Genomic DNA, 20,047 nt, shown 5'->3' with positions numbered 1-20,047 from the left:
TCCCCCGCAGCAGCGCGGGAGACCGGGGCCCTCGGTCGTGAGCGGCCCCGCCGGACCCTCAACGGCCGCGGGGCGCCCGCCGGTTCAGCGCCGCCAGTCGCGGGCCCGCAGCGGCATCCCGGCCGCGCCGGAGTCCGGCGTGCGGATCGCCAACACCTGGTTGACCCCTATCCGGTTGCGCTCGAACGACAGCGCCGAGGCGGCCATGTAGAGCCGCCAGACCCGGGCCCGGCCCGGGGAGGTCAGCCGCACCGCCTCCGCCCAGCGGGCCTCCAGATTGGCCACCCACCGACGCAACGTCAGCGCGTAGTGCTCCCGGATCGCCTCCACGTCCCGCACCTCGAAACCGGCCTCCTCCAACTGACCGACGGTCCGCCCGATCGGGGCCAACTCCCCGTCCGGGAAGACGTAGCGGTCGATGAACTCGTCGACCTGGTACGCCTCTTCGTCCGCCAGCGGACGCCGGGCGATCTGGTGGTTGAGCAGCCGCCCACCGGGCTTCAGCAGGGCGTGCAGCAGCCCCGCGTACTCCGCGTACTGGGCCCGGCCGACGTGCTCGGCCATCCCGATCGAGGAGATCGCGTCGAACGGCCCGTCGGCGACCTTGCGGTAGTCCTGCACCCGGATCTCGATCCGGTCGGTGAGGCCGGCGTCCGCGACCCGCTTGCGGGCGTAGGTGGCCTGCTCCTCGGAGAGCGTGATGCCGACCGCGTGGACGCCGTACTCACGGGCCGCGTGCAGCACCATCGAGCCCCAGCCGCAGCCCACGTCCAGCAGCCGCTGCCCCTCGCGGAGGCCCAGCTTCCGGCAGATCAGGTCCAGCTTGTCGCGCTGGGCGTCCTCCAACGTGCCGCCGGTGCCCTCGGTGGCTCCCCAGTAGGCGCACGAGTAGACCATCGACGGGCCGAGCACCAGCTCGTAGAAGTCGTTGCCGACGTCGTAGTGGTGGCTGATGGCCTGGCGGTCGCGGAGCAGCGAGTGCAGCGCCCCGCGGCGCGGGCGGGCCTCCTCGACGGGCGGCGCGGGCGGGACGGGGAGCCCGACCAGGGACAGCAACTCCTTGCCGGCGGCGCGGACCTCGGGACGGGCCAGGGCGCGCAGCGCGGCGGCGCGCGACGGCTTGGGGGCGGCGCTGTCGCGCTCCCAGATCATCCCGGCGAGCCGGTCCAGCGCCTCGTAGAGGTCACCGTCGACGTCGATGTCGCCGGCCACCCAGGCCCGGGCCAGGCCCAACTCCCCTGGTTTGAACAGCAGTCGACGCAGTGCCCGGCGATTGCGGACGACCAGCACCGGGGCTCCCGGCGGGCCGGACTCGCTTGCGTCCCAGGCGCGAATCCGCACCGGGAGCGGGCCTCCCAGCACCTCCTCGGCGAGCTTCGTGAGCCGTCCAGCGGCACCGGCCATGTCGCACACCTCCGTCATGACGAGTCGGGCGAAGAAGTTTCACCCACCACGTAAACGTCAAGTGGGTGCCCCACTAGTCCCGTTCGCCTGCTAGAGAACAGCACGCCGGTTGCTTTCGGCCACACCCCGGGCACGCCGAAGGGCGCCCGCCCCACGGATGGCGGACGCCCTTCGGGCTGGTCGGGGTACCCGACCGGAGACTCAGGAAGCCTTGGCCTTCGGCTTGTCCCCACCGGCCGCTGCGGCCGGGGCCGGGGCCGGCTTGGCGGCCTCGTAGAACTCCTCGCGGGGGTTCTCCATGGCGCCGAGCGAGACCACCTCGCGCTTGAGGAAGGTCGCCAGCGTCCAGTCGGCGAAGACCCGGATCTTGCGGTTGAACGTCGGCATCGCCATGCCGTGGTACGCGCGGTGCATGTACCAGGCGAGACGGCCCTTGAGCTTGATCTTCATCTTGCCCATGACGATCATCGCGACGCCCTTGTGCAGGCCCAGGCCCGCGACCGCGCCCTTGTTGGCGTGGCTGTACTCCTTCTGCGGGAAGCCCCGCATGCCGGAGACCACGTTGTCGCCGAGGACCTTGGCCTGCCGCAGCGCGTGCTGCGCGTTCGGCGGGCACCAGGCGTTCTCGTTGCCGTTCTTGCGGCCGACCATGTCCGGAACCTGGGCGTTGTCGCCCGCGGCCCAGATGTAGTCGGTGCCCTGCACCTGGAGGGTGGCGGCGGTGTCGATGTGACCGCGCGGGCCCAGCGGCAGGCCGAAGCGGGACAGCGCCGGGTTCGGCTTGACGCCGGCGGTCCACACGATGGTGTTGGAGAGCACCTCAAGGCCGTTGTTGAGGATCACGTGGCCGTCGACGCAGGAGTCCATGCCGGTCTTGAGGTAGACCTCGACCCCGCGGGACTCCAGGTGCTCCTTGCCGTAGGCGCCCAGCTTCGGGCCGACCTCGGGGAGGATCTTGTCGGCGACGTCGACGAGGAGGAAGCGCATGTCCTCGCGCTTGACGTTCTTGTAGTACTTCGCGGCGTCGCGGGCCATGTCCTCGACCTCGCCGACGGTCTCCGCACCGGCGAAGCCACCGCCGACGAAGACGAAGGTCAGCGCCTTGCGGCGGACCTCCTCGTCGGTCGTGGAGTCGGCCTTGTCGAGCTGCTCCAGAACGTGGTTGCGCAGGCCGATGGCCTCCTCCACGCCCTTCATGCCGATGCCGTTCTCGGCCAGGCCGGGGATCGGGAAGGTGCGGGAGACCGCGCCCATCGCGACGACCAGGTAGTCGAAGGGCAGCTCGTACGCATCGCCCACGAGCGGGGCGATGGTGGCGACCTTGCGGTCCTGGTCGATGGTGGTCACCCGACCGGTGAGGACCTCCGCCTTGGGCAGCACGCGCCGCAGCGGGACCACAACGTGACGGGGGGAGATGCTGCCGGCCGCAGCTTCAGGGAGGAAGGGCTGGTACGTCATGTACGAGCGCGGGTCGACGACCGTGACGGTCGCCTCGCCGTACCGCATCTTCTTCAGGATGCGACGCGCCGCGTACAGGCCTACGTACCCACCGCCTACAACGAGGATCCTGGGACGCTCCGTGGTGCTCATGCAATCGAGTATCCACCCCCACATGGGGGGTCGCTCGTGAGCCCCTTCACAAGAATGACGAAGGCATCTGCTACACTCCGCCGGCTTCGTGACCGACGCCATAGCGCGTTACGGGAACCACGGTATAACGCGACACGTTGGATACCCCTGTTGATCAGGGCTTGTCCCCCTCTGGGCGGCCGCACCACGCCCCTCGCGCGCGCTCCCGTAACACGGCGAACACCCCGTGAAGGGCCCGAGGTTCCCGGGCAGATGAGTCCTAGGACCTTCGAATGAGGGACGAACGGCGGGTTAGTTCGCCCGGGAGGCGGGTTTTTCATGTGAAGGATTTCACGAACCTTTTTTCCGGGGGCCCTCCCGGAGACCCTTATGCGCCCCTGAAAACCGCCCAGACAACACCCCGCCCGCTCAAAAACCCCGTCGCGGGCGGGGGTTGTCGCGCCGTGCGTCGACGGTGCGGCCGGGCGCCGTCAGGCGATGCTCCAGGCGATTCCGTCCAGAATGTCGTGTTCGCTGACCACGACCTCCTCGGCGCCGACCCGCTCCATGATCGACAGCAGCACGAGCGCACCGGCGGCGATGACGTCGATCCGGCCGGGGTGCAGCACCGGGATCGCCGCGCGCTCGGCGTGGGTGGAGGTCACCAGGCGCTCGGTCACCTCGCGGACCGTGGCCAGGGAGATCCGGGAGTGGTGGATCGCCGCGGAGTCGTAGTGGTCCAGGCCCAGCGCGATGGCGGCGACGGTGGTCACCGAGCCGGCGAGCCCGACCAGGGTGGCGGCCTCGGTCAGCGGGACGCTCTCCTCGGCCTGGTCCAGCGCCGCGGCGATGTCGGCCTTTATGGCGTCGATCTGGGCGGCGGTGGGCGGGTCGCTGAGCGGCGCGTCCGAACCGCCCGTCACGGCGTGGAGGTGGCGCTCGGTCATCCGGACGCAGCCGACGTCGACCGAGCGGGCCGCGCGGACCGCCTCACCGCCGAGCACGAACTCGGTGGAGCCGCCGCCGATGTCCACGACGAGATAAGGGAGTTGGAGGTGCGGGTGGCCGGTCAGCTCCTTGGTGGCACCGGTGAAGGAGAACTCGGCCTCCTGGTCGCCGGAGATCACCTCCGGCTCGACGCCGAGGATGTCCACGACCCCGCGGACGAAGTCCTCGCGGTTCTCCGCGTCCCGGGAGGCGGAGGTCGCCACGAACCGCAGCCGCTCCGCGCCCAGGCCCTTGATCACCGCGGCGTACTCGCGGCAGGCCGCGAAGGTGCGCTCCAGCGCCTCCGGCGCCAGCCGGCCGGTGCGGTCCACGCCCTGGCCGAGCCGGACGATCTGCATCCGGCGGTCCAGGTCCTTCAGTTCACCGGTCGTGGGGTCCAGGTCGGCGACCAGCAGCCGGATGGAGTTCGTACCGCAGTCGATGGCGGCGACCCGCGTCACTTGGCGTCTCCTTCGGGGGCTTCGGGGGCTTCGGCACTCTGCCCGCAAGAGGTCACGCAGGGGCCCTTGCGCCACCACTCGGGGAGCATCGCCAACGCCTCGTCGCCGAGCGGGTTGACGCCGGGGCCGGCGGCGAGCGAGTGGCCGACGAGGACGTGCAGGCACTTGACCCGGTCGGGCATCCCGCCCGCGCTCGGGAAGCCCTGGAGCACCTCGATGGCGTCCCGGCGCCGGATGTAGTCCTCGTGGGCCGCGCGGTAGGCGGCGGCCAACTCCGGGTCTTCGGCCAGGCGCTCGGTCATCTCCTTCATCACGCCGTTGGCCTCCAGCGTGCCGATCGCGGACGCGGCGCGCGGGCAGGTCAGGTAGTAGAGCGTGGGGAAGGGGGTGCCGTCCTCCAGCCGCGGCGCGGTCTCGACGACGTCCGGCTGCCCGCAGGGGCAGCGGTGCGCGATCGCGCGCAGGCCGCGCGGCGGGCGGCCGAGCTGTTCCTTGAAGGCGGCGATGTCCGCGGCGGTGGGCTCGGTGGGCTCGGTCTGGGGCGGGGGCGTGTCCATGTGCGCTTTCGGTGAGGGCCGGTGGTGGGTGGCGGGCGGCCGGGGCGGGCCCGCCCGTACAGTCTCGCCGGTCGCCGTCGGTGCGGGCTACCGCCCCGCGGCGACGTCGGTGCCGTCGGCGTCGTCCACGGCGTCCCAGAGCTTGTCGTACCAGGGGCGGTCGGCCGCCGCGGTGCCCTTGGGCGCGGCGCGGACGCCGGAGCCGTCCTGGACGACGTACCCGGTCTCGTCCGGCATGACGAAGTGGAGGTGGCGGCGGGCCTGTTGACGGACGTAGGCCGGGTCCTGCCAGCGGGACTTCTCGTCGCGGAGGCGGTTCAGCGCGGCGGACGCGTTCTGGGCCTTGCGGCGCTGGTCGGCGACGTCGGAGCGCTGGGAGATGTACTGCCGCATCGGGTACGCGAGGGCGACCACCAGCGAGCACATCACCAGCGCCAACAGCGCGGCGCGGCCGGTGAGGCGGTTGCGGCGGGGGCGCCGCTTGGTGCGGTAGACGCGGGCGGCGGCCTGTTCGCCGAGCGCCTTGAGCCGGGTCGCGGTGGAGAACCGGTCCGCGGGCACGTCGCCTCCCCTTCAACTTCCGTCCATCACACGCGTCACGGCGGTCGTCATGACGCACGTCGTCCCCGGCCACGGTACGGGACCGGGGACGGGGACGTGCGCGCTTCGCCCCGGCTTTGCCCGCAGGTCACATCGTGCGGAGCACCGCGGGGCGGTGGTGTGGTCGAACACCCGGAGGCGCGGGGCGGCGCCTCCGGGTCGACGCGGGCGTCAGCCCTTGAAACGGGGGAACGCGCTGCGACCCGCGTACACCGCGGCGTCGTCGAGGATCTCCTCGATGCGCAGGAGCTGGTTGTACTTGGCGACGCGCTCGGAGCGGGCCGGGGCGCCGGTCTTGATCTGGCCGCAGTTGGTGGCGACGGCGAGGTCGGCGATGGTGACGTCCTCGGTCTCGCCGGAGCGGTGCGACATCATGCACTTGAAGCCGTTGCGCTGGGCCAGCTCGACGGCGTCCAGGGTCTCGGTCAGCGAACCGATCTGGTTGACCTTCACCAGGAGGGCGTTGGCGGAGCCCTCCTCGATGCCGCGGGCCAGGCGCTCGGGGTTGGTGACGAACAGGTCGTCACCAACGAGCTGGACCTTGGTGCCGAGCTTGTCGGTGATGACCTTCCAGCCGGCCCAGTCGTCCTCGAACAGCGGGTCCTCGATGGAGACGAGCGGGTACGCGGAGACGAGCTCCTCGTAGTACTCGGTCATCTCGGCGGCCGAGCGCTCCTTGCCCTCGAACTGGTACTTGCCGTCCTTGTAGAACTCGGAGGCGGCGACGTCCAGGGCCAGCGCGATGTCCTGGCCGGGGGCGTAACCGGCCTCCTTGATGGCCTCCAGGATGAGGTCCAGGGCCTCGCGGTTGGAGCCGAGGTTCGGGGCGAAGCCGCCCTCGTCGCCCAGGCCGGTGGCCAGGCCCTTGCTCTTCAGGACCTTCTTGAGGGTGTGGTAGACCTCGGCGCCCCAGCGCAGCGCCTCGGAGAAGGACTCCGCGCCGATCGGGGCGATCATGAACTCCTGGATGTCCACGTTGGAGTCGGCGTGCGAGCCGCCGTTAAGGATGTTCATCATCGGCACGGGCAGGACGTGCGCGTTCGGGCCACCGAGGTAGCGGAACAGCGGCAGGTCGCTGGCCTCGGAGGCGGCGTGCGCGACGGCCAGGGAGACGCCGAGGATGGCGTTGGCGCCCAACGAGCCCTTGTTGTCGGTGGCGTCCAGGTCGAACATCGCCTGGTCGATCAGCCGCTGCTCGGTCGCGTCGTAGCCGACGAGCTCCGGGCCGATCTGCTCGATGACCGCGAGGACGGCCTTCTCCACGCCCTTGCCGAGGTAGCGGTTGGGGTCACCGTCCCGCAGCTCGACGGCCTCGAAGGCACCGGTCGAGGCGCCGGACGGGACGGCGGCACGGCCCGTGCTGCCGTCGTCGAGGCCGACCTCGACCTCGACCGTGGGATTACCTCGCGAGTCGAGAATTTCGCGGGCTACGACGACGTCGATGGACGGCACGTTGTCTCCTTCGGGGGTGTCTGGAGTTCTCGCCCTGAGCCTAACGGCCCCGGACGCATCCGCTTGCCCGTGGCCCGCTCCGTGGGACGAAAAAACCCAACAAGCAGGCCAAACTCCCAGTTCACGGGAGGTTTCCGGGCGTTGTTCGCTATGCGGGGAACGCCGCGCCGGGCCCTCTGACGGCACCGGAGACGGTGCACGTCAGCGGGGGGGGCTCGGGCGCGGTGCGGCACGGCGCAGGGGCGCCCGGACATAAGAAGCCCCGCCGCGGCGCGCTCGGGGGTACGCGCCGGGGCGGGGCAGCTTTCGCGGGCGGCTCAGATGCTGAGCTTCTGGCCCGGGAAGATCAGGTTGGGGTTGCCGCCGACGACGGACTTGTTGGCGGCGTAGAGCGCCTTCCAGTTGGTGCCGTGCGCCTTGGCGATCTTGGCGAGGGTGTCGCCCGACTTCACGGTGTAGGTGTCACCGGAGCGGTGCGGCTGCTGCGGGGCCGGCTGGGCCTTCTCGACCTTCTCGCGGACCGGGGCGGACTTCTTCTTGGTGGTGCCCTCGGTCTGCTTGCGGGTCTCGGAGGTGCCCTGGCTCTTCTTGACCGTGGCGCCACCGGAGGTGTCGACGTTGGCGGCCGGGCCACCGGCGGTCAGGTTGCCGGCGCCGGCGCAGGACCAGGCACCCGGGCCCTGGATGGCGAGCAGCTTCTCGGCGACGGCGATCTGCTGGGCCTTGGTGGCCAGGTCGGCGCGGGCCGCGTACTGGGTGCCACCGGCGGCGGCCCAGCTGGAGTTGGAGAACTGCAGGCCACCGTAGTAGCCGTTACCGGTGTTGATCGACCAGTTGCCACCGGACTCGCACTGGGCGACCTTGTCCCAGGTGGCGACCGAGGCGGCGGAAGCGGAGGTGGCGCCCATCAGCGGGACGGCGACGGCGGCGCCGGCGACACCGGCCAGGGTGGCGACGCGGACGGCCTTGGAGCTGCGGCGGTGCTTGCCCTTGTTGATCAGCATCGTGCGTTCGTTTCCTCACCGACGCCTACGAGGTGAGCTGTCGGGTTCGGGCCGTGTGAGCTGCCCGGCCGCGTGTGCTGCACACGCGACTTCACCCCAAGCCGGTTGACCCGCTTTCACGGGTGGGGCCGGCACTTACCTTGGGTCCCCCGCTCCTGCCTTCGGCGCTTGCGCGTCGTCGTCCTCCGACCGCCGGCAGGATTCGGCGTGCGATCGAAGAGCCCGCTTTGGCGAGCGGTCCTGACCGTAAGCAAATCCCTGTTGGTGTTCAAACCCCATCTTCTGAACCAAGTTGACCGTTTTTGATCATCAGGGGGGACATTTCCGCAGGTGGACCCCGGTATCGAAACGGGGGACGGGACCCACCCCGCCCCCCGCAACGAGAGCCATATCTCACTTTTACGAAACCGCCCCGAACCGGCGGTAACTACCCCTGCGCCCGCCCGAGATCGAGCAGTTGACCAGGAAGGATGAGGTCCGCGTCGGAGCCGATGACGCCGCGGTTGCGGTCGTAGAGCGCGGGCCAGCCGCCCGGCAGGTCATGGCGCTCGGCGATGGCTGACAGGTTGTCACCCGGGCGTACGCGGTAGTCGCCGACACCCGCCGGGGGCGTGCGGTGCGCCGCCCCGCCGCGCGAGGCGTGCCGACCGCTGCCGCCGTCCCGCTCGTCACCGGAGCCCGCACCGTCGCCCGGCACACCGCGGTGCTTGCCGGCGGCGGGCGGCGTACCGGGATCGACGGAGCCGGACGGGCCGGCCGGGTCGTCCGGCGCCGTGGACGGAGGCGAGGAGGGGGACGGGACCCCCGACGGCTCCCCGGTCGGCTCCCCGGTCGGCTTCTCGGACGACGAGGGGGACGGAGTGGCCGACGGAGAGCCGGAGGGCGATCCGGACGGCGATCCGGACGGCGACGCGGGGTCCGTGGGGCTTGTGGGGTTAGCGGTGCCCGTTGCGCCCGTGGGGTCCTGGCTCGCCGAAGGGGCGCCCGGGGTACCGGAGTCGGAGTCCGACCCGGGGGCGGCGTCGCTGCCGGACGGGGTGGGCGTCGTGGTGCCCGGGCCCGCGTGGCCCGACTCCCCCGTCGTGCCGGACGGGTCGCCGGTGGCCGGGTCGTCGGCCGAGGGGGCGTGCGTGGGGCGCGGGGTGGGTCGGCTGGTGCTGCCCGGGTCGACGCCCGGCTTACGGCCGCCCTTCGTCAGCCCGGCGTCCACCGCGCAGCTCGGGAAGGCGTCCGGGCCGCGGTCGTCGAGGATCGCCTGGGCCACGGCTATCTGCTGGGCGCGGCTGGCGAGGTCGGGGCGGGAGGCGTACGCGGAGCCGCCGTAGTGGTCCCACATCTCCTGGGTGAGCTGGAGGCCGCCGTAGAAGCCGTTGCCGGTGGCGGAGCTCCACATTCCGCCGCTCTCACACTGCGCGACGCGGTCCCAGGTCGCCGCGTCGGCGGCCTGCGCCCCACTGGCGCTGAGCAGTGGCAGGGCCAGCCCCGCGCCGGTCACTCCTGCCGTGACAAAGATGGCCGGTGCTTGTCGGGGGCGACGATGCCGGCCGTTCCCGGAACGCATGCGGTTGCCTTTCGCGCGGCGGTTGAGTTGTCGGATCGCGGCCGGGCGGGGGCGCCGTGACGGCGGCCCGCGACCAACCTCGATCGCCGGAGGAAAGGTAGCCGGGGTTACGGGCAGTCACAAGCCGGTGTAGCGGAGATCACGTAATGGTCACATGACTGACGGATCGTCAACTATGCGACTGTGCCTGGTCGGGACGGTTCCGACGGCGTCTCCGTCGCGCTCTCCGGTGTGAACTCCACCGGCAGGGTGCGCAGTCCGCGCATGATGAGCCCGCCGCGCCACCGCAAATCGTCCGGTTCCGCCGCAAGTCGGAGGTCCGGCAGGCGGGTCAGTAGGGTGGCGAGGGCGGTCTGCCCTTCGAGCCGGGCGAGCGGCGCGCCGAGGCAGTAGTGGATGCCGTGCCCGTAGCCGAGGTGGGGGTTGTCACGCCGCGCGAGGTCGAGCACGTCCGGCTCGTCGAAGCGGGCCGGGTCGCGGTCGGCGGCGGCCAGCACCACCAGCACCGGGTCCCCCTCGGCGATCCGCTGCCCGCCCAGCGTCAACTCCCGGGTCGCGTACCGCCAGGTCGCCAGCTCCACCGGCCCGTCGTAGCGCAGCAGTTCCTCGACGGCGGTGGCGAGCAGCTCGGCATCGCCGGCCGCGATCGACTTCTGGAGCAGCTCCCGCTGGGCGGGGTGGCGGAGCAGCGCGTAGGTGCCGTTGCCGATGAGGTTGACCGTGGTCTCGAAGCCGGCGAAGAGCAGCACGAAGCACATCGCGGCGGCCTCGTTCTCGGTGAGGTGCTCGCCGTGGTCGGAGGCCCGGATCAGGCCGGAGATCAGGTCGTCGCCGAGGTCGGCCCGCTTGCGGTGGATCAACTCGGCCAGATACGCCCGCATCTTCTTCACGGAACGGGCGACGCCGCCGCGCGGGCCCCCGCCGTGCCGGATCATCATGCCCGCCCAGTCGCGGAAGTCGTCCTGGTCCTCGGGCGGGACGCCGAGCAGGTCGCAGATCGCGTAGATCGGCAGCGGGAAGGCGAACTCGTGGATGAGGTCGGCGCTCCCGCGCTGCGCGAAACCGTCGATCAGTTGGTCGGTCAGCTCCTGTATGCGCGGCGCGAACGCGGCGACCCGGCGCGGGGTGAACGCCTTGGAGACCAGGCGGCGCAGCCGGGTGTGGTCCGGGGGGTCGATGTTGAGCAGGTGCGTCATGAGGTTGGCACCGCGCTCGCCCGGAATGCCCGTCTTGCCCTTTCCGTGCGCGGACTCGGAGTGGTGCACCGGGTTCTTCGACAGCCGGGCGTCGGCGAGCGCCTGCCGGGCGTCCGGGTAACGGGTGACCAACCACGCCTCGACGCCGCTGGGCAACCGGGTCCGGTGCACCGGCGCATGCTCGCGCAGCCAGGCGTACGCCGGGTACGGGTCCGCGGCGAACTGCCAGGAGAAGAGCGCGGGGGTCGGGCCGGGGGTGGGGGTGGCGGCGGGGGCGGCCGCGGGTCGCGGGGCAGCCGGTGGGGGCGGGCGTTCCGGTGGATCCGGCTGATTCAGTCGATCCGGTAGATCCGGCCGTTCCGGTCGATCCGATGGACGGGCAACCGGTCTCCGGGCCGGCAGCGGGGCCGGTCCCCGGGCGTTTCTCGGACCCGGTCTCCGTGCGGGCGTCGGTTCCGCTCTCCGGGCAGGCGTCGGGCTCGTGGTGCACACCTCGACCGTAACCGGTGCCGCACCCACCCCACGCGCCCGCGGCACCCCACCCCGTCCCACCAGGCAGAGCCCGCCCGTCCCCTTCCCCTCTATATGGGCCCGGCTATACGGGTCCGACCTCCCCTACCCCGTCTCCACCCCCAGCCCCGCCAGGAACGCCGCCGCGGCCGGCGACGTCCCCAGCCCGCTCCACACCACCCGCTCGGTCCGCTCCGGCGCCGGCCGCACCCGGACCGTCCGCAGCCCGCCGAGCCGGCGGGCGAACGCCTCCGGCACCATCCCGATCCCCAGCCCGGCCCGCACCAGCTCCGCCATGAACTCCACCGTCGTCACCTCGAACGGCACCTCCGCCGTCAACCCCGCCGCCCGGAACGCCTCGTCCCGCTGGCGACGGGCTGCCGACCCCGCCGTCCAGTCCACGAACGTCTCCCGGGCCACCCGCGCCAGCGTCGTCCACTCCCGTCCGGCCAACGGATGCTCCGGCGGCACCACCGCGACCAACTCCCCGCGCGCCAGCACCTTCTCCCGCACGCCGACCGTCCGCGCCCCGGGCGTCAGCCCCACGAACGCCACGTCCAAGGCGCCCTCGCGCACCGCGTCCAGCAGCGGATCGCTCATCTCCATCCGGAGGCTGATCCGCACCTCCGGGTACCGGGTGCGGAACTCCCCCAACTCCCGGGCGAGATCGACGGCGCTGACGGTCGAGATCGCCCCCACCGCCAGCCGCCCGCGCACCGCGCCGCTCACCGCTTCCACCTCCGCGCGCGCCCGCTCGGCCGCCTGGAGCGCCTGCCGGGCGACCGGAACGAAGGCTTCCCCCGCGGCGGTCAGCCGCACGCTCCGACTGGTCCGGTCAAAGAGCCGCGCCCCCAACTCCTTCTCCAGCCGGGCGATCTGATGGCTGAGCGCGGACTGCACCACATGGCAGCGCTCCGCGGCCCGGGTGAACCCACCGGTCTCGGCGACCGCGACGACGTACCGCATCTGCTGGAGCTCCATGCGCGCGATCGTAAGCGCGCCCAGCCCTCCTCGATCCATCACCCATCGCGATCGATGCAATGAAAACAATGCGTTGGACCGATCGATGCCCCGGGCCGGACGCTTGGCCCCATGAGAACCGCAGCAGCGCGAGCAGGGACCGGACCGGGTGAGAACCCCGGAGGCGACGCCGGCCCCACCGCCTCGGAAGCACCCGCCTCCCGCCTGGGGCGCGGCACCCTCCTCCTGATGTCCGTCGCCACCGGCCTCTCGGTCGCCGGCAACTACTTCGCCCAGCCGCTCCTCGACGTCATAGGCCGCGACCTCCACCTCTCCGCCGGCACCGCCGCCCTCGTCGTCACCGTCGCCCAGACCGGCTACGGCCTCGGCCTGCTGCTCCTGGTGCCCCTCGGCGACCTCCTCGAACGCCGCCGGCTCGCGGTCGTCCTCTGCGCCCTGACCGCCGTCTTCCTGACCGTGACGGCGAGCGCCCCGAACGGGGCGCTGCTGCTGATCGGCACCGCCCTGACCGGCCTCGCCTCCGTCGCCGCCCAGGTCGTCGTGCCGTTCGCGGCGACCCTGTCGGCGCCCGCCGAGCGCGGCCGGACCGTCGGCACCGTCATGACCGGTCTGCTACTGGGCATCCTGCTGGCCCGCACGGCGGCCGGCTTGCTCGCCGAACTCGGCGGCTGGCGCACGGTCTACTGGGTCGACGCGGCCCTGATGCTGCTGATGGCGCTCCTCCTCCGCCTCCGCCTGCCGACCCTGCGCACGACGGCCGGTCTGAGCTACCCCGCCCTGCTCCGCTCCACCCTGGCCCTGTTCTCCCACGAGCCGGTGCTGCGCTGGCGCGCCGCGCTCGGCGCCCTCACCTTCGCCGGCTTCAGCGTCCTGTGGACCGCGGTGGCCTTCCTGCTCTCCGGCCCCGCCTACGGCTGGCAGGAGTCGACGATCGGGCTGCTGGGCCTGGTCGGCGCGGCCGGCTCCCTGGCCGCCTCGATGGCCGGCCGGCTGGCGGACCGCGGCCTGGCCCACCGCGTCACCGGCACGGGTACGGTCCTGCTCCTCGCCTCCTGGGCCCTGTTGGCCGCCGGCGGCACGGGCGGCACCTGGTCGCTGGCGGCCCTGCTGATCGGCGTCATCGCCCTGGACCTCGCCGTCCAGGCCGTCCACGTCAGCAACCAGAACCTCATCTACGCCGTCCGCCCCGAAGCCCGCAACCGCCTCAACTCCGCCTACATGACCAGCTACTTCGCCGGCGGCGCGGCGGGCTCCGCCCTGACGTCGGTGGTCTGGGTCGCCGGCGGCTGGGGCGGGGTGTGCGCCCTGGGAGCGGTGCTCGCGGCGGGGGCGGTGGTGGTGTGGGCGCTGGATCGCCTCAGGCGGTCGGCTCCCCGAACTCCCCGCCCCTGACGGCGGATACGAACGCCGACCAGCTCACGGAGGGGAATATCAGCGCAGGCCCGGAGGGCCGCTTGCTGTCGCGCACGGGGATGTGGGCGTGGCCGCGGGCGACCTCCAGGCAGTTGCCTTGACCGCCGCCGCTGTAGCTGGACTTGTACCAGCCAGTGAGCATGGACGAGTCGGAGACGGTGTGCTCACTGCTGACCATCTGCGTGTTCCTTCGCTACGGCCTTGACAAGGGCCAGTGACTCCTGCTGCGACAGCGCGTCGCTCAGAGCTAGAGCGTAAGCGGTCTGGCTCGCGGCCACCAGCGCCGGATCATCCATCAAGTTGCCGGTGAGAAAGCCTTCGACGTAGGCCACAGGGGCGGACTCCGCGAAGCTCATGAGCGTGAGGTCGCTCTCCATGAGCGCGTGCGCCCCGGCGCCGTACGGAAGCACGTGCAGCCTCAGCCGCCCCGCCTCAGCCAGGCCACCGATCTTGTGCAATTGCTCGGCCATGACCTGGGGGCCGCCGACGTGACGCCGCAACACGGACTCGTCGAGCAGCGTCCAAATCACCGGCTTCAACGGCCCGTCGAGGACCCGGGCACGCCGCGTTCGGATGACAACCTCGTCGTCAAGTTCCTCGGGTGTGTGGTTGGGGCGGTATGCAGCGAACACCGCCCGCGCATAGCCCTCGGTTTGAAGCACGCCGGGCACCAGGGACAGCGCAAACTGCTGGACCAGCGCGGCTTGCGTCTCCAATTCCGCTGCTGCCGCGAAGTGGTCGGCGTACTTCGACTCCAGGTCCTCCAACCACCGGAGGAAGAAGCCATCCGTCTTCAACGCCTGGTCGATCCGCCGCGCGTCATCCGGCTTCGGGAGCCGCCTGCCCGCCTCGAAGTGGCTGATCAGCGTGGGCGAACACACCACGAGCTCACTCAGTTCTTCCTGCGTCAGGCCAGCAGCGATGCGACGGATCCTCAACTCCTCCCCGTACTTCTCCCTGGCCGTGCGTGGCTGGCGTTTTCCCTTCACGGGCTGAACTCCCCTCCTTGACAACTGCGTTGTCGGGCTCGACGTACTGGCAGCGTAGCCAGAAGAGGCCGAATCTGTGAGGGAACGGCCACACAGCGTGAAGAAGCGCGGACCCTCGCGACCGGCGTGCACCGGCCCGAGGGCGTGGCCACCAACCCCACGGAGGTCGACGGCATGACCGAGCCTAATCGAGGACTCCTGGACGCTGGGCGGCTTCTGCCCTGGTCCAGCCCGGAAGGGAAGCCCTGCTATCTCCTCACGGGCGACGGGACCGGATACGTCTCCCGTATGGCCGACCGGATCGAGGCGGAACAGCTCGCCTCGGCGGCCGAGCTCATCGAGGAGGCCGGCCACGTCCTTCGCGAACGGACCTGGACGCCCGGCGAAATCCACCTGCTCGCGGCCGACTTGGCCACGTCGCTCGCCAACGTCCGCCGGGTGGCCGTGAGTCGAGGCGCCCGCCTGCCCGCACCTCCGTACGACTCCCCTGACCGGGAAGACCCGGCGAGGGACGCAACGCGTCCCGCCTGAGCCCGTCGGCTCAGGCGGAACGCGCCGTAGGCGCCGCCCTGTTCGCAGCCTCCAGCGTCTGGGCCGCGCGCTCGTCGCCCCGGTCCACCGCGCGCCGGAGCCAGAGCACGGCCTCGGTGCGCCGGGCCGTCCGACGCCGATCTGCGGGCGTGGACGCTGCACTGATCCGCGTGCCGGGCCGGGGCGCCTCCCAACGGCCAGCTTTCCAGCGGGGCTTACCCGGCCCCGGGTCCGTCCCCGACGGAACTACCCCGCGCTCCGCTCCGCTGCCAGCACCGCGTCGCGGTAGGTGCGGGCGGCCGCGCGGAGGGACGCCTCCGGGTCGATGCCCTCGGATTCGGCGCGGACGGCCAGCGCCAGGAGTTCGTAGCCGATGCCCGGGCCGGTGGGCAGGGGCACCTCCAGGCCCGCCGTGCGGGCGCGGGAGGCCAGTTTGGCGGTGAGGGCGAGGCCGGGCTGGGCGAGGGGGACGCCCTCGGTGATGGAGGCGCGCTGCTTCTCCTCGGCCTTGGTGCGGAGCCAGTGGGCCTTGACGTCCTCGGGGGTCTCGGCGGTCTCGGCGCCGAAGACGTGGGGGTGGCGGTGGAGCAGCTTCTCGACGATCGTGCCGGCCACGTCGTCGACGGAGAACGGCTCGTCGGGGTCGTCCTGGGCGATCCGGGCGTGGAAGACGACCTGGAGGAGCACGTCGCCGAGCTCCTCGCGGAGCGCCTCGCGGTCGCCCTCCTCGATGGCCTCGACCAGCTCGTACGCCTCCTCGATGCCGTACTTGGCGAGGTCGCGGTGGGTGCGGATGCTGCTCCAGGGGCACGCGGTGCGGATCTGGTCCATGACCTGGACGAGGTCGAGCAGGCGGGCGCCGGGGAGGTCGTAGGAGCCGGGCAGCAGCTCCAGGTCGGGCATGGTCTCGCGGCCGGAGCCGGCCAGGCGGGCCAGGCCGTCGGTGAGGGCGCTCTCGCCGTCGGCGGAGGTGAGGACGACGGCGGTGCGGGCGGCCGGGACGCAGTAGTCCACCAGCTCGCGGGCGGTGGGGGCGGCGGTCTCCACCGCGATGCCGGCCTCGCGGAGGTAGGGCAGCTGTGGGTGGTCCGCGGTGGCGCACAGGACGCGGTCGGCGGTGCGCAGGGCCTGCCAGGCGGGCCAGGACAGCAGGCCGGGGGCGACCCGGTGGCTGGTCGTGAGCAGGACCAGGCGGCCGGTGCCCGGGGCCTCGGGGTGGGGCACGGCGGCGGGGGTGGCGTCTGCGGCGTCAGCGTTCACACCAACGAACGTAACGCACGGGACCGACAGTGCCCCGGGCGCCTGGACGCGAGGGCGGCGGCCGCCCCGCGCCCCCGAGGGGAACGGAACGGCCGCCGCCCTACCCCGGCCCTACGCCTGCTGCTGCCGCGGCGTCGACGGGACGATCCACGGTTCCTTGGTCTGGCCGAGGATCACCTGCTGGTCGTCCCACGTGCCGTAGCGCGGGTTGACGTCGACGCCCAGGGAGCGGGAGGTCTTCGCCAGGGCCTGAACGAGGGTGCGTTGGCCGGTGGGCGTGGCGCGGTCCACGTGCAGGTGCTTGGCGAGGCCGTCGAGGAGGAGTTGGTTGCGGACCACCGCGTCGATGCGGTCGGGGGCGATGCCCTGTTGGAGCCACATCTGCTTCAACCGGGCCGGGCCACCGGCCTGTTCCTCGGCCGCCGCGCGGCCCTTTTGGACGTCGGCGCGGGTGACCGTGACCCCGGCGTCGGCGGCGCTGCGGGCCAGCACCTCGTCGAAGATCATGCCGTTGAGGGTGGAGAGGCCGAGTCGGCCGGTGTTGGCGATCAGTTGGTTGCCCTCGGGGGACGCGGCCTGGGCGGCGCGGACGTCCTTCACCCGGGTCTGGAGCTGGGCGACGGTGATCCGCTTGCCGTCCACGATGGCGGCGGCGCCCGGGTGGGCCTCGGAGCCGCAGGCGGTGAGCAACGGGGTCGCGGCCAGCAGAGCGGCGGCGGCGGAAACGGAGAGCGCTGTCCTACGGCGGAACACATGGCCTCCCGGCGGATGCAGATCGTGCAACGGAACTGACAACGACCGACCTAGTTACGACCTTGAGTGATCGATGCTAGGGAGTCGGCGTGGCGCGGGCCACTGCTTCGGCCAACGAGCCGCGAGGAGGTCGGTTGCTTGGGGGTGGTTCCTTCGGGCCGTCGGCTCGCCCCGGTACCTGCCACAGCTGCCCCGGGCCCGGATCCGCGCCACCGCGGTCCGGGCCCGGGGCCTCTCGCGCCCGTGCGGCGCTACTTCGCCGTGAAGCGCTCCGGCGCCTGCGTCGGGTTCCCGCCACCCGGCAGCCCCTGCCGCGGGCAGGAGTTGAGGACCTTCGCCATCGCGGCCTTCTCCTCGCGGGTCACCCACAGCTCGTACTTCTTCTTCACCGCCACCTGCCGCGCGACGTAGGTACAGCGGTAACCGGCGTACGGCGGCAGCCAGTCCGCCGCGTCCCCGTCGCTCTTGCGGCGGTTGGCCGACGCCTCCACCGCGATCAGGTTCAGCGGATCGTTGGCCAGTGCCACCCGCTTGCGGCCGTCCCAACTCCGCGCGCCCGTCTGCCAGGCGTCCGACAGCGCCACCACGTGGTCGATGTCGATCGTGCTGCGCCCCCGCTCGTACTGCAACGCCTTCCCGGTGTACGGGTCCTTGGGGAGCGAGCCGGACACCACCACGCACTGTTTCGCGTCCCGGAACTTGGTGCCCCGCAGATCCCGCTTGAGTATGTCGTCGCGGGTGCCGCAGCCGTTGCCGTCGGTGTCCGCCCAGGCCGTCCCGAAGCGGTTCCGGGCGTAACCGGACTTCGTCCCCACCCGCTTGACGGCCAGTGAGTCCAACGCGCGCAGCGCGCTGCCCGGCTCCCCCTGCTTCCCGCCGGCGTCCCCGGGAACCGACGCACCGTTCCCGGCATCTGAGGAGCCGCCACCGTGCCCGGAGCAGCCGGTGACCGTCAACAACGCGGCCAGAGTGGCAACGGCGAAGGCGCGGGGAGTACGGGAGTGGGCGGCGGAACGGCGGGCGATCGACTTCACGTCGGACATCCAATCCATGAGCGTGGCAACAGGGTTGCGGGACAGGTGAACAGGGGCGGGGCTCGGCCGACGGACGCCGGACCGGCCCGCATCCCGGTCGTATATCTTTTCGGAAAATCGAGAGTGAGGACGCCGCTCATGGACACGGCCGCAGCGACGGCGGCGGACGGCCGCGCCGGGCCCACCCCGCACCCCGCCGCACCGCACCGGCCGACCGCCCCCCAACCCCCGCCCCGGCACGCCGCGCTCCGCGCCCCGCGCCTGGACCCGTACTGGATCGCCGGCTTCTTCTTCCTCGCCTACGCCGCGCTGTCCTTCTGGCGCTACCGCACCTTCTCCACCGTCTCCTGGGACCTGGGCATCTTCGAACAGGCCGTCCGCGGCTACGCCCACCTCCGGGCCCCCCTCGTCGACCTCAAGGGCCCCGGCACCAACATCCTCGGCGACCACTTCAGCCCCATCCTGATCCTGCTCGCCCCCTTCTACCGGCTCCTCCCCTCCCCCCTGACCCTGCTCACCGCGCAGGCCGCGCTGTTCGCGCTCTCCGCGATACCCGTCACCCGCGCCGCCGCCCGCCACCTGGGCCGCCTGCGCGGGCTCGCCCTCGGCCTCGCCTACGGCCTGTCCTGGGGCGCCCAGAAGGCGGTTGACTTCGACTTCCACGAAATAGCCTTCGCGGTACCGCTGATCGCCTTTGCCCTGGACGCGGCACTGCGCGGCCGCTGGAACACCGCCGTCTACTGGGCCGCCCCCCTCGTGCTGGTCAAGGAGGACCTCGGCGTCACGGCCGCCGCCATCGGGGCGCTCGCCCTGCTCCGCGCCCGCCGCCCCGCCCCCCTCCCGCTCGCCCTCGTCGCGTTCGGCCTGACGGCCACCGCCGTCACCCTCACCCTGCTCATACCCGCCTTCAACGGCTCGGGTTCATACGATTACTGGACCAAGCTCGGCGACCACGGCGGGGCCGCCATCCCCCTCGGCGTCGCGCTCCGCACCCTGCTGTGGGTACTGCTCCCCACCACCGGCCTGCTCGCCCTGCGCTCCCCCCTCCTCCTCGTCGCCGCGCCCACCCTCGGCTGGCGCTTCCTCTCCCACGAACCGCACTACTGGGGCACCGACTGGCACTACAGCGCCGTCCTGATGCCGGTCGTCTTCCTCGCCCTGGTCGACGCCCTCCCGCGCGCCCACGCCTCCGCGCGCCCCTGGCTACGCTCCTACGCCCACCACCTGCCCGCCGCCGTCCTCGCCGCGGCCCTCGCGCTCACCACGACGCTGCCGTTGGCGCGGTTGGGCGAGGCCGCGACGTACCGCACACCGCCGCCGGCGGTCGCGGCCGAGCGGCTGCTCGACCGGATTCCCGACGGGGCGACGGTCGAGTCCGACGTCCGCCCACTGAGCCACCTCACGGGGCGGACGCACGTCTACTGGGCCGGCAATACGGGTGCGTTGACGCCCGCTTACGTCGCCGTGCAGGCGCATGACGCCCAGGAGGCGGAGCGGGCGCTGACGGACGCGGAGGCCAGGCATCCGCGCTCGACGTATGTGGTGGTGGGGGCGGCGGGAGACGTGGTTCTCCTCCGCCGCGCGTAACCCCTGCGGGGCTCGGCGTTGGGGGGTGTTTGTGGGGTGGGGCCGGCGGCGCCGGGTGGGCAGCCCCAACCCACGCCTCTGGTCCCGGGGTTACCACGACGGCCCTTGAAACCCTCACCCACCACCGGGCGGGCGCCTCCGGCCCACCCCCGCCACCACGCACAGACCGCGGCGCCCCCGCCCAACAACCACCACCAC

Annotated in this window: 18 protein-coding genes and 1 riboswitch; of the genes, 3 read left to right on the top strand and 15 right to left on the bottom strand. The window is 72.2% G+C overall.

The window, feature by feature from the left end; translation table 11 throughout:
• Positions 1-84: 84 nt before the first annotated feature.
• The 10 genes from PV796_RS23530 to PV796_RS23485 form a co-directional block, all read right to left on the bottom strand.
• Positions 85-1,404, bottom strand: a complete 1,320-nt coding sequence (locus PV796_RS23530) for an SAM-dependent methyltransferase (protein ID WP_274915340.1) — start codon at positions 1,402-1,404, stop codon at positions 85-87.
• Positions 1,405-1,605: 201 nt separating this feature from the next.
• The gene (locus tag PV796_RS23525; protein WP_274915339.1) at positions 1,606-2,994 is read right to left on the bottom strand and encodes an NAD(P)/FAD-dependent oxidoreductase; all 1,389 of its coding nucleotides are present in this window, start codon (positions 2,992-2,994) and stop codon (positions 1,606-1,608) included.
• Between the two features lie 470 nt (positions 2,995-3,464).
• A complete protein-coding gene (locus PV796_RS23520) occupies positions 3,465-4,421 on the bottom strand; it encodes a Ppx/GppA phosphatase family protein (protein ID WP_274915338.1) in 957 nt (318 codons plus the stop codon).
• Complete coding sequence (locus tag PV796_RS23515; RefSeq protein WP_274915337.1) at positions 4,418-4,978, bottom strand: DUF501 domain-containing protein; 561 nt, start codon at positions 4,976-4,978, stop codon at positions 4,418-4,420. The genes PV796_RS23520 and PV796_RS23515 overlap by 4 nt, the downstream gene beginning before the upstream one ends.
• Positions 4,979-5,065: 87 nt before the next feature.
• Positions 5,066-5,539 (bottom strand): FtsB family cell division protein, encoded by a 474-nt coding sequence (locus PV796_RS23510; RefSeq protein WP_274915335.1) that lies wholly within the window; start codon positions 5,537-5,539, stop codon positions 5,066-5,068.
• A gap of 210 nt (positions 5,540-5,749) precedes the next feature.
• Positions 5,750-7,030 carry a phosphopyruvate hydratase gene (gene eno, locus PV796_RS23505; RefSeq protein ID WP_274915334.1) on the bottom strand — a complete coding sequence of 427 codons (1,281 nt, stop codon included), beginning with the start codon at positions 7,028-7,030 and terminating at the stop codon, positions 5,750-5,752.
• A gap of 317 nt (positions 7,031-7,347) precedes the next feature.
• Positions 7,348-8,034, bottom strand: coding sequence for a transglycosylase family protein (locus tag PV796_RS23500; protein WP_274915333.1), 687 nt, complete (start codon positions 8,032-8,034; stop codon positions 7,348-7,350).
• A 7-nt stretch (positions 8,035-8,041) separates the two neighbouring features.
• Positions 8,042-8,211, bottom strand: a riboswitch (cyclic di-AMP (ydaO/yuaA leader).
• A 250-nt stretch (positions 8,212-8,461) separates the two neighbouring features.
• Positions 8,462-9,529, bottom strand: a complete 1,068-nt coding sequence (locus tag PV796_RS23495) for a transglycosylase family protein (RefSeq protein WP_274915332.1) — start codon at positions 9,527-9,529, stop codon at positions 8,462-8,464.
• 239 nt (positions 9,530-9,768) lie between these two features.
• The gene (locus tag PV796_RS23490) at positions 9,769-11,127 is read right to left on the bottom strand and encodes a cytochrome P450 family protein (protein ID WP_274919193.1); all 1,359 of its coding nucleotides are present in this window, start codon (positions 11,125-11,127) and stop codon (positions 9,769-9,771) included.
• 279 nt (positions 11,128-11,406) lie between these two features.
• Positions 11,407-12,282: a LysR family transcriptional regulator gene (locus tag PV796_RS23485; RefSeq protein WP_274915330.1), complete on the bottom strand. Its 876-nt coding sequence runs from the start codon at positions 12,280-12,282 to the stop codon at positions 11,407-11,409.
• Positions 12,283-12,393: 111 nt separating this feature from the next.
• On the opposite strand from PV796_RS23485, the gene PV796_RS23480 reads away from it, so the two are divergent.
• Positions 12,394-13,674 carry an MFS transporter gene (locus PV796_RS23480; RefSeq protein WP_274915329.1) on the top strand — a complete coding sequence of 427 codons (1,281 nt, stop codon included), beginning with the start codon at positions 12,394-12,396 and terminating at the stop codon, positions 13,672-13,674.
• Here PV796_RS23480 and PV796_RS23475 read toward each other — a convergent pair.
• Both PV796_RS23475 and PV796_RS23470 read right to left on the bottom strand, forming a co-directional pair.
• Positions 13,640-13,873, bottom strand: a complete 234-nt coding sequence (locus PV796_RS23475) for a DUF397 domain-containing protein (protein WP_274915328.1) — start codon at positions 13,871-13,873, stop codon at positions 13,640-13,642. The two genes, PV796_RS23480 and PV796_RS23475, sit on opposite strands and share 35 nt — an antisense overlap.
• The gene (locus tag PV796_RS23470; RefSeq protein ID WP_274915327.1) at positions 13,860-14,684 is read right to left on the bottom strand and encodes a helix-turn-helix domain-containing protein; all 825 of its coding nucleotides are present in this window, start codon (positions 14,682-14,684) and stop codon (positions 13,860-13,862) included. The genes PV796_RS23475 and PV796_RS23470 overlap by 14 nt, the downstream gene beginning before the upstream one ends.
• A gap of 174 nt (positions 14,685-14,858) precedes the next feature.
• On the opposite strand from PV796_RS23470, the gene PV796_RS23465 reads away from it, so the two are divergent.
• Complete coding sequence (locus PV796_RS23465; RefSeq protein WP_274915325.1) at positions 14,859-15,215, top strand: hypothetical protein; 357 nt, start codon at positions 14,859-14,861, stop codon at positions 15,213-15,215.
• Positions 15,216-15,461: 246 nt separating this feature from the next.
• Here PV796_RS23465 and PV796_RS23460 read toward each other — a convergent pair whose 3' ends face one another.
• The 3 genes from PV796_RS23460 to PV796_RS23450 all read right to left on the bottom strand — a co-directional run bounded on the left by PV796_RS23460 (position 15,462) and on the right by PV796_RS23450 (position 18,271).
• Positions 15,462-16,475: a nucleoside triphosphate pyrophosphohydrolase gene (locus PV796_RS23460; RefSeq protein WP_274915324.1), complete on the bottom strand. Its 1,014-nt coding sequence runs from the start codon at positions 16,473-16,475 to the stop codon at positions 15,462-15,464.
• A 111-nt stretch (positions 16,476-16,586) separates the two neighbouring features.
• Complete coding sequence (locus PV796_RS23455) at positions 16,587-17,228, bottom strand: SurA N-terminal domain-containing protein (RefSeq protein WP_274915323.1); 642 nt, start codon at positions 17,226-17,228, stop codon at positions 16,587-16,589.
• 251 nt (positions 17,229-17,479) lie between these two features.
• Entirely contained in the window at positions 17,480-18,271 is a 792-nt protein-coding gene (locus PV796_RS23450; protein WP_274915322.1) for an HNH endonuclease family protein, read from the bottom strand.
• A 129-nt stretch (positions 18,272-18,400) separates the two neighbouring features.
• Between PV796_RS23450 and PV796_RS23445 the strand changes: the two genes are divergently transcribed.
• Complete coding sequence (locus tag PV796_RS23445) at positions 18,401-19,849, top strand: DUF2079 domain-containing protein (RefSeq protein ID WP_274915321.1); 1,449 nt, start codon at positions 18,401-18,403, stop codon at positions 19,847-19,849.
• Positions 19,850-20,047 lie beyond the last annotated feature (198 nt).

The sequence above is a fragment of the Streptomyces sp. WZ-12 genome (assembly GCF_028898845.1).
Lineage (GTDB): Bacteria > Actinomycetota > Actinomycetes > Streptomycetales > Streptomycetaceae > Streptomyces.
The sequence above is the reverse complement of the archived record's forward strand: the minus strand, read 5'-3'. Positions and strand labels throughout refer to the sequence as shown.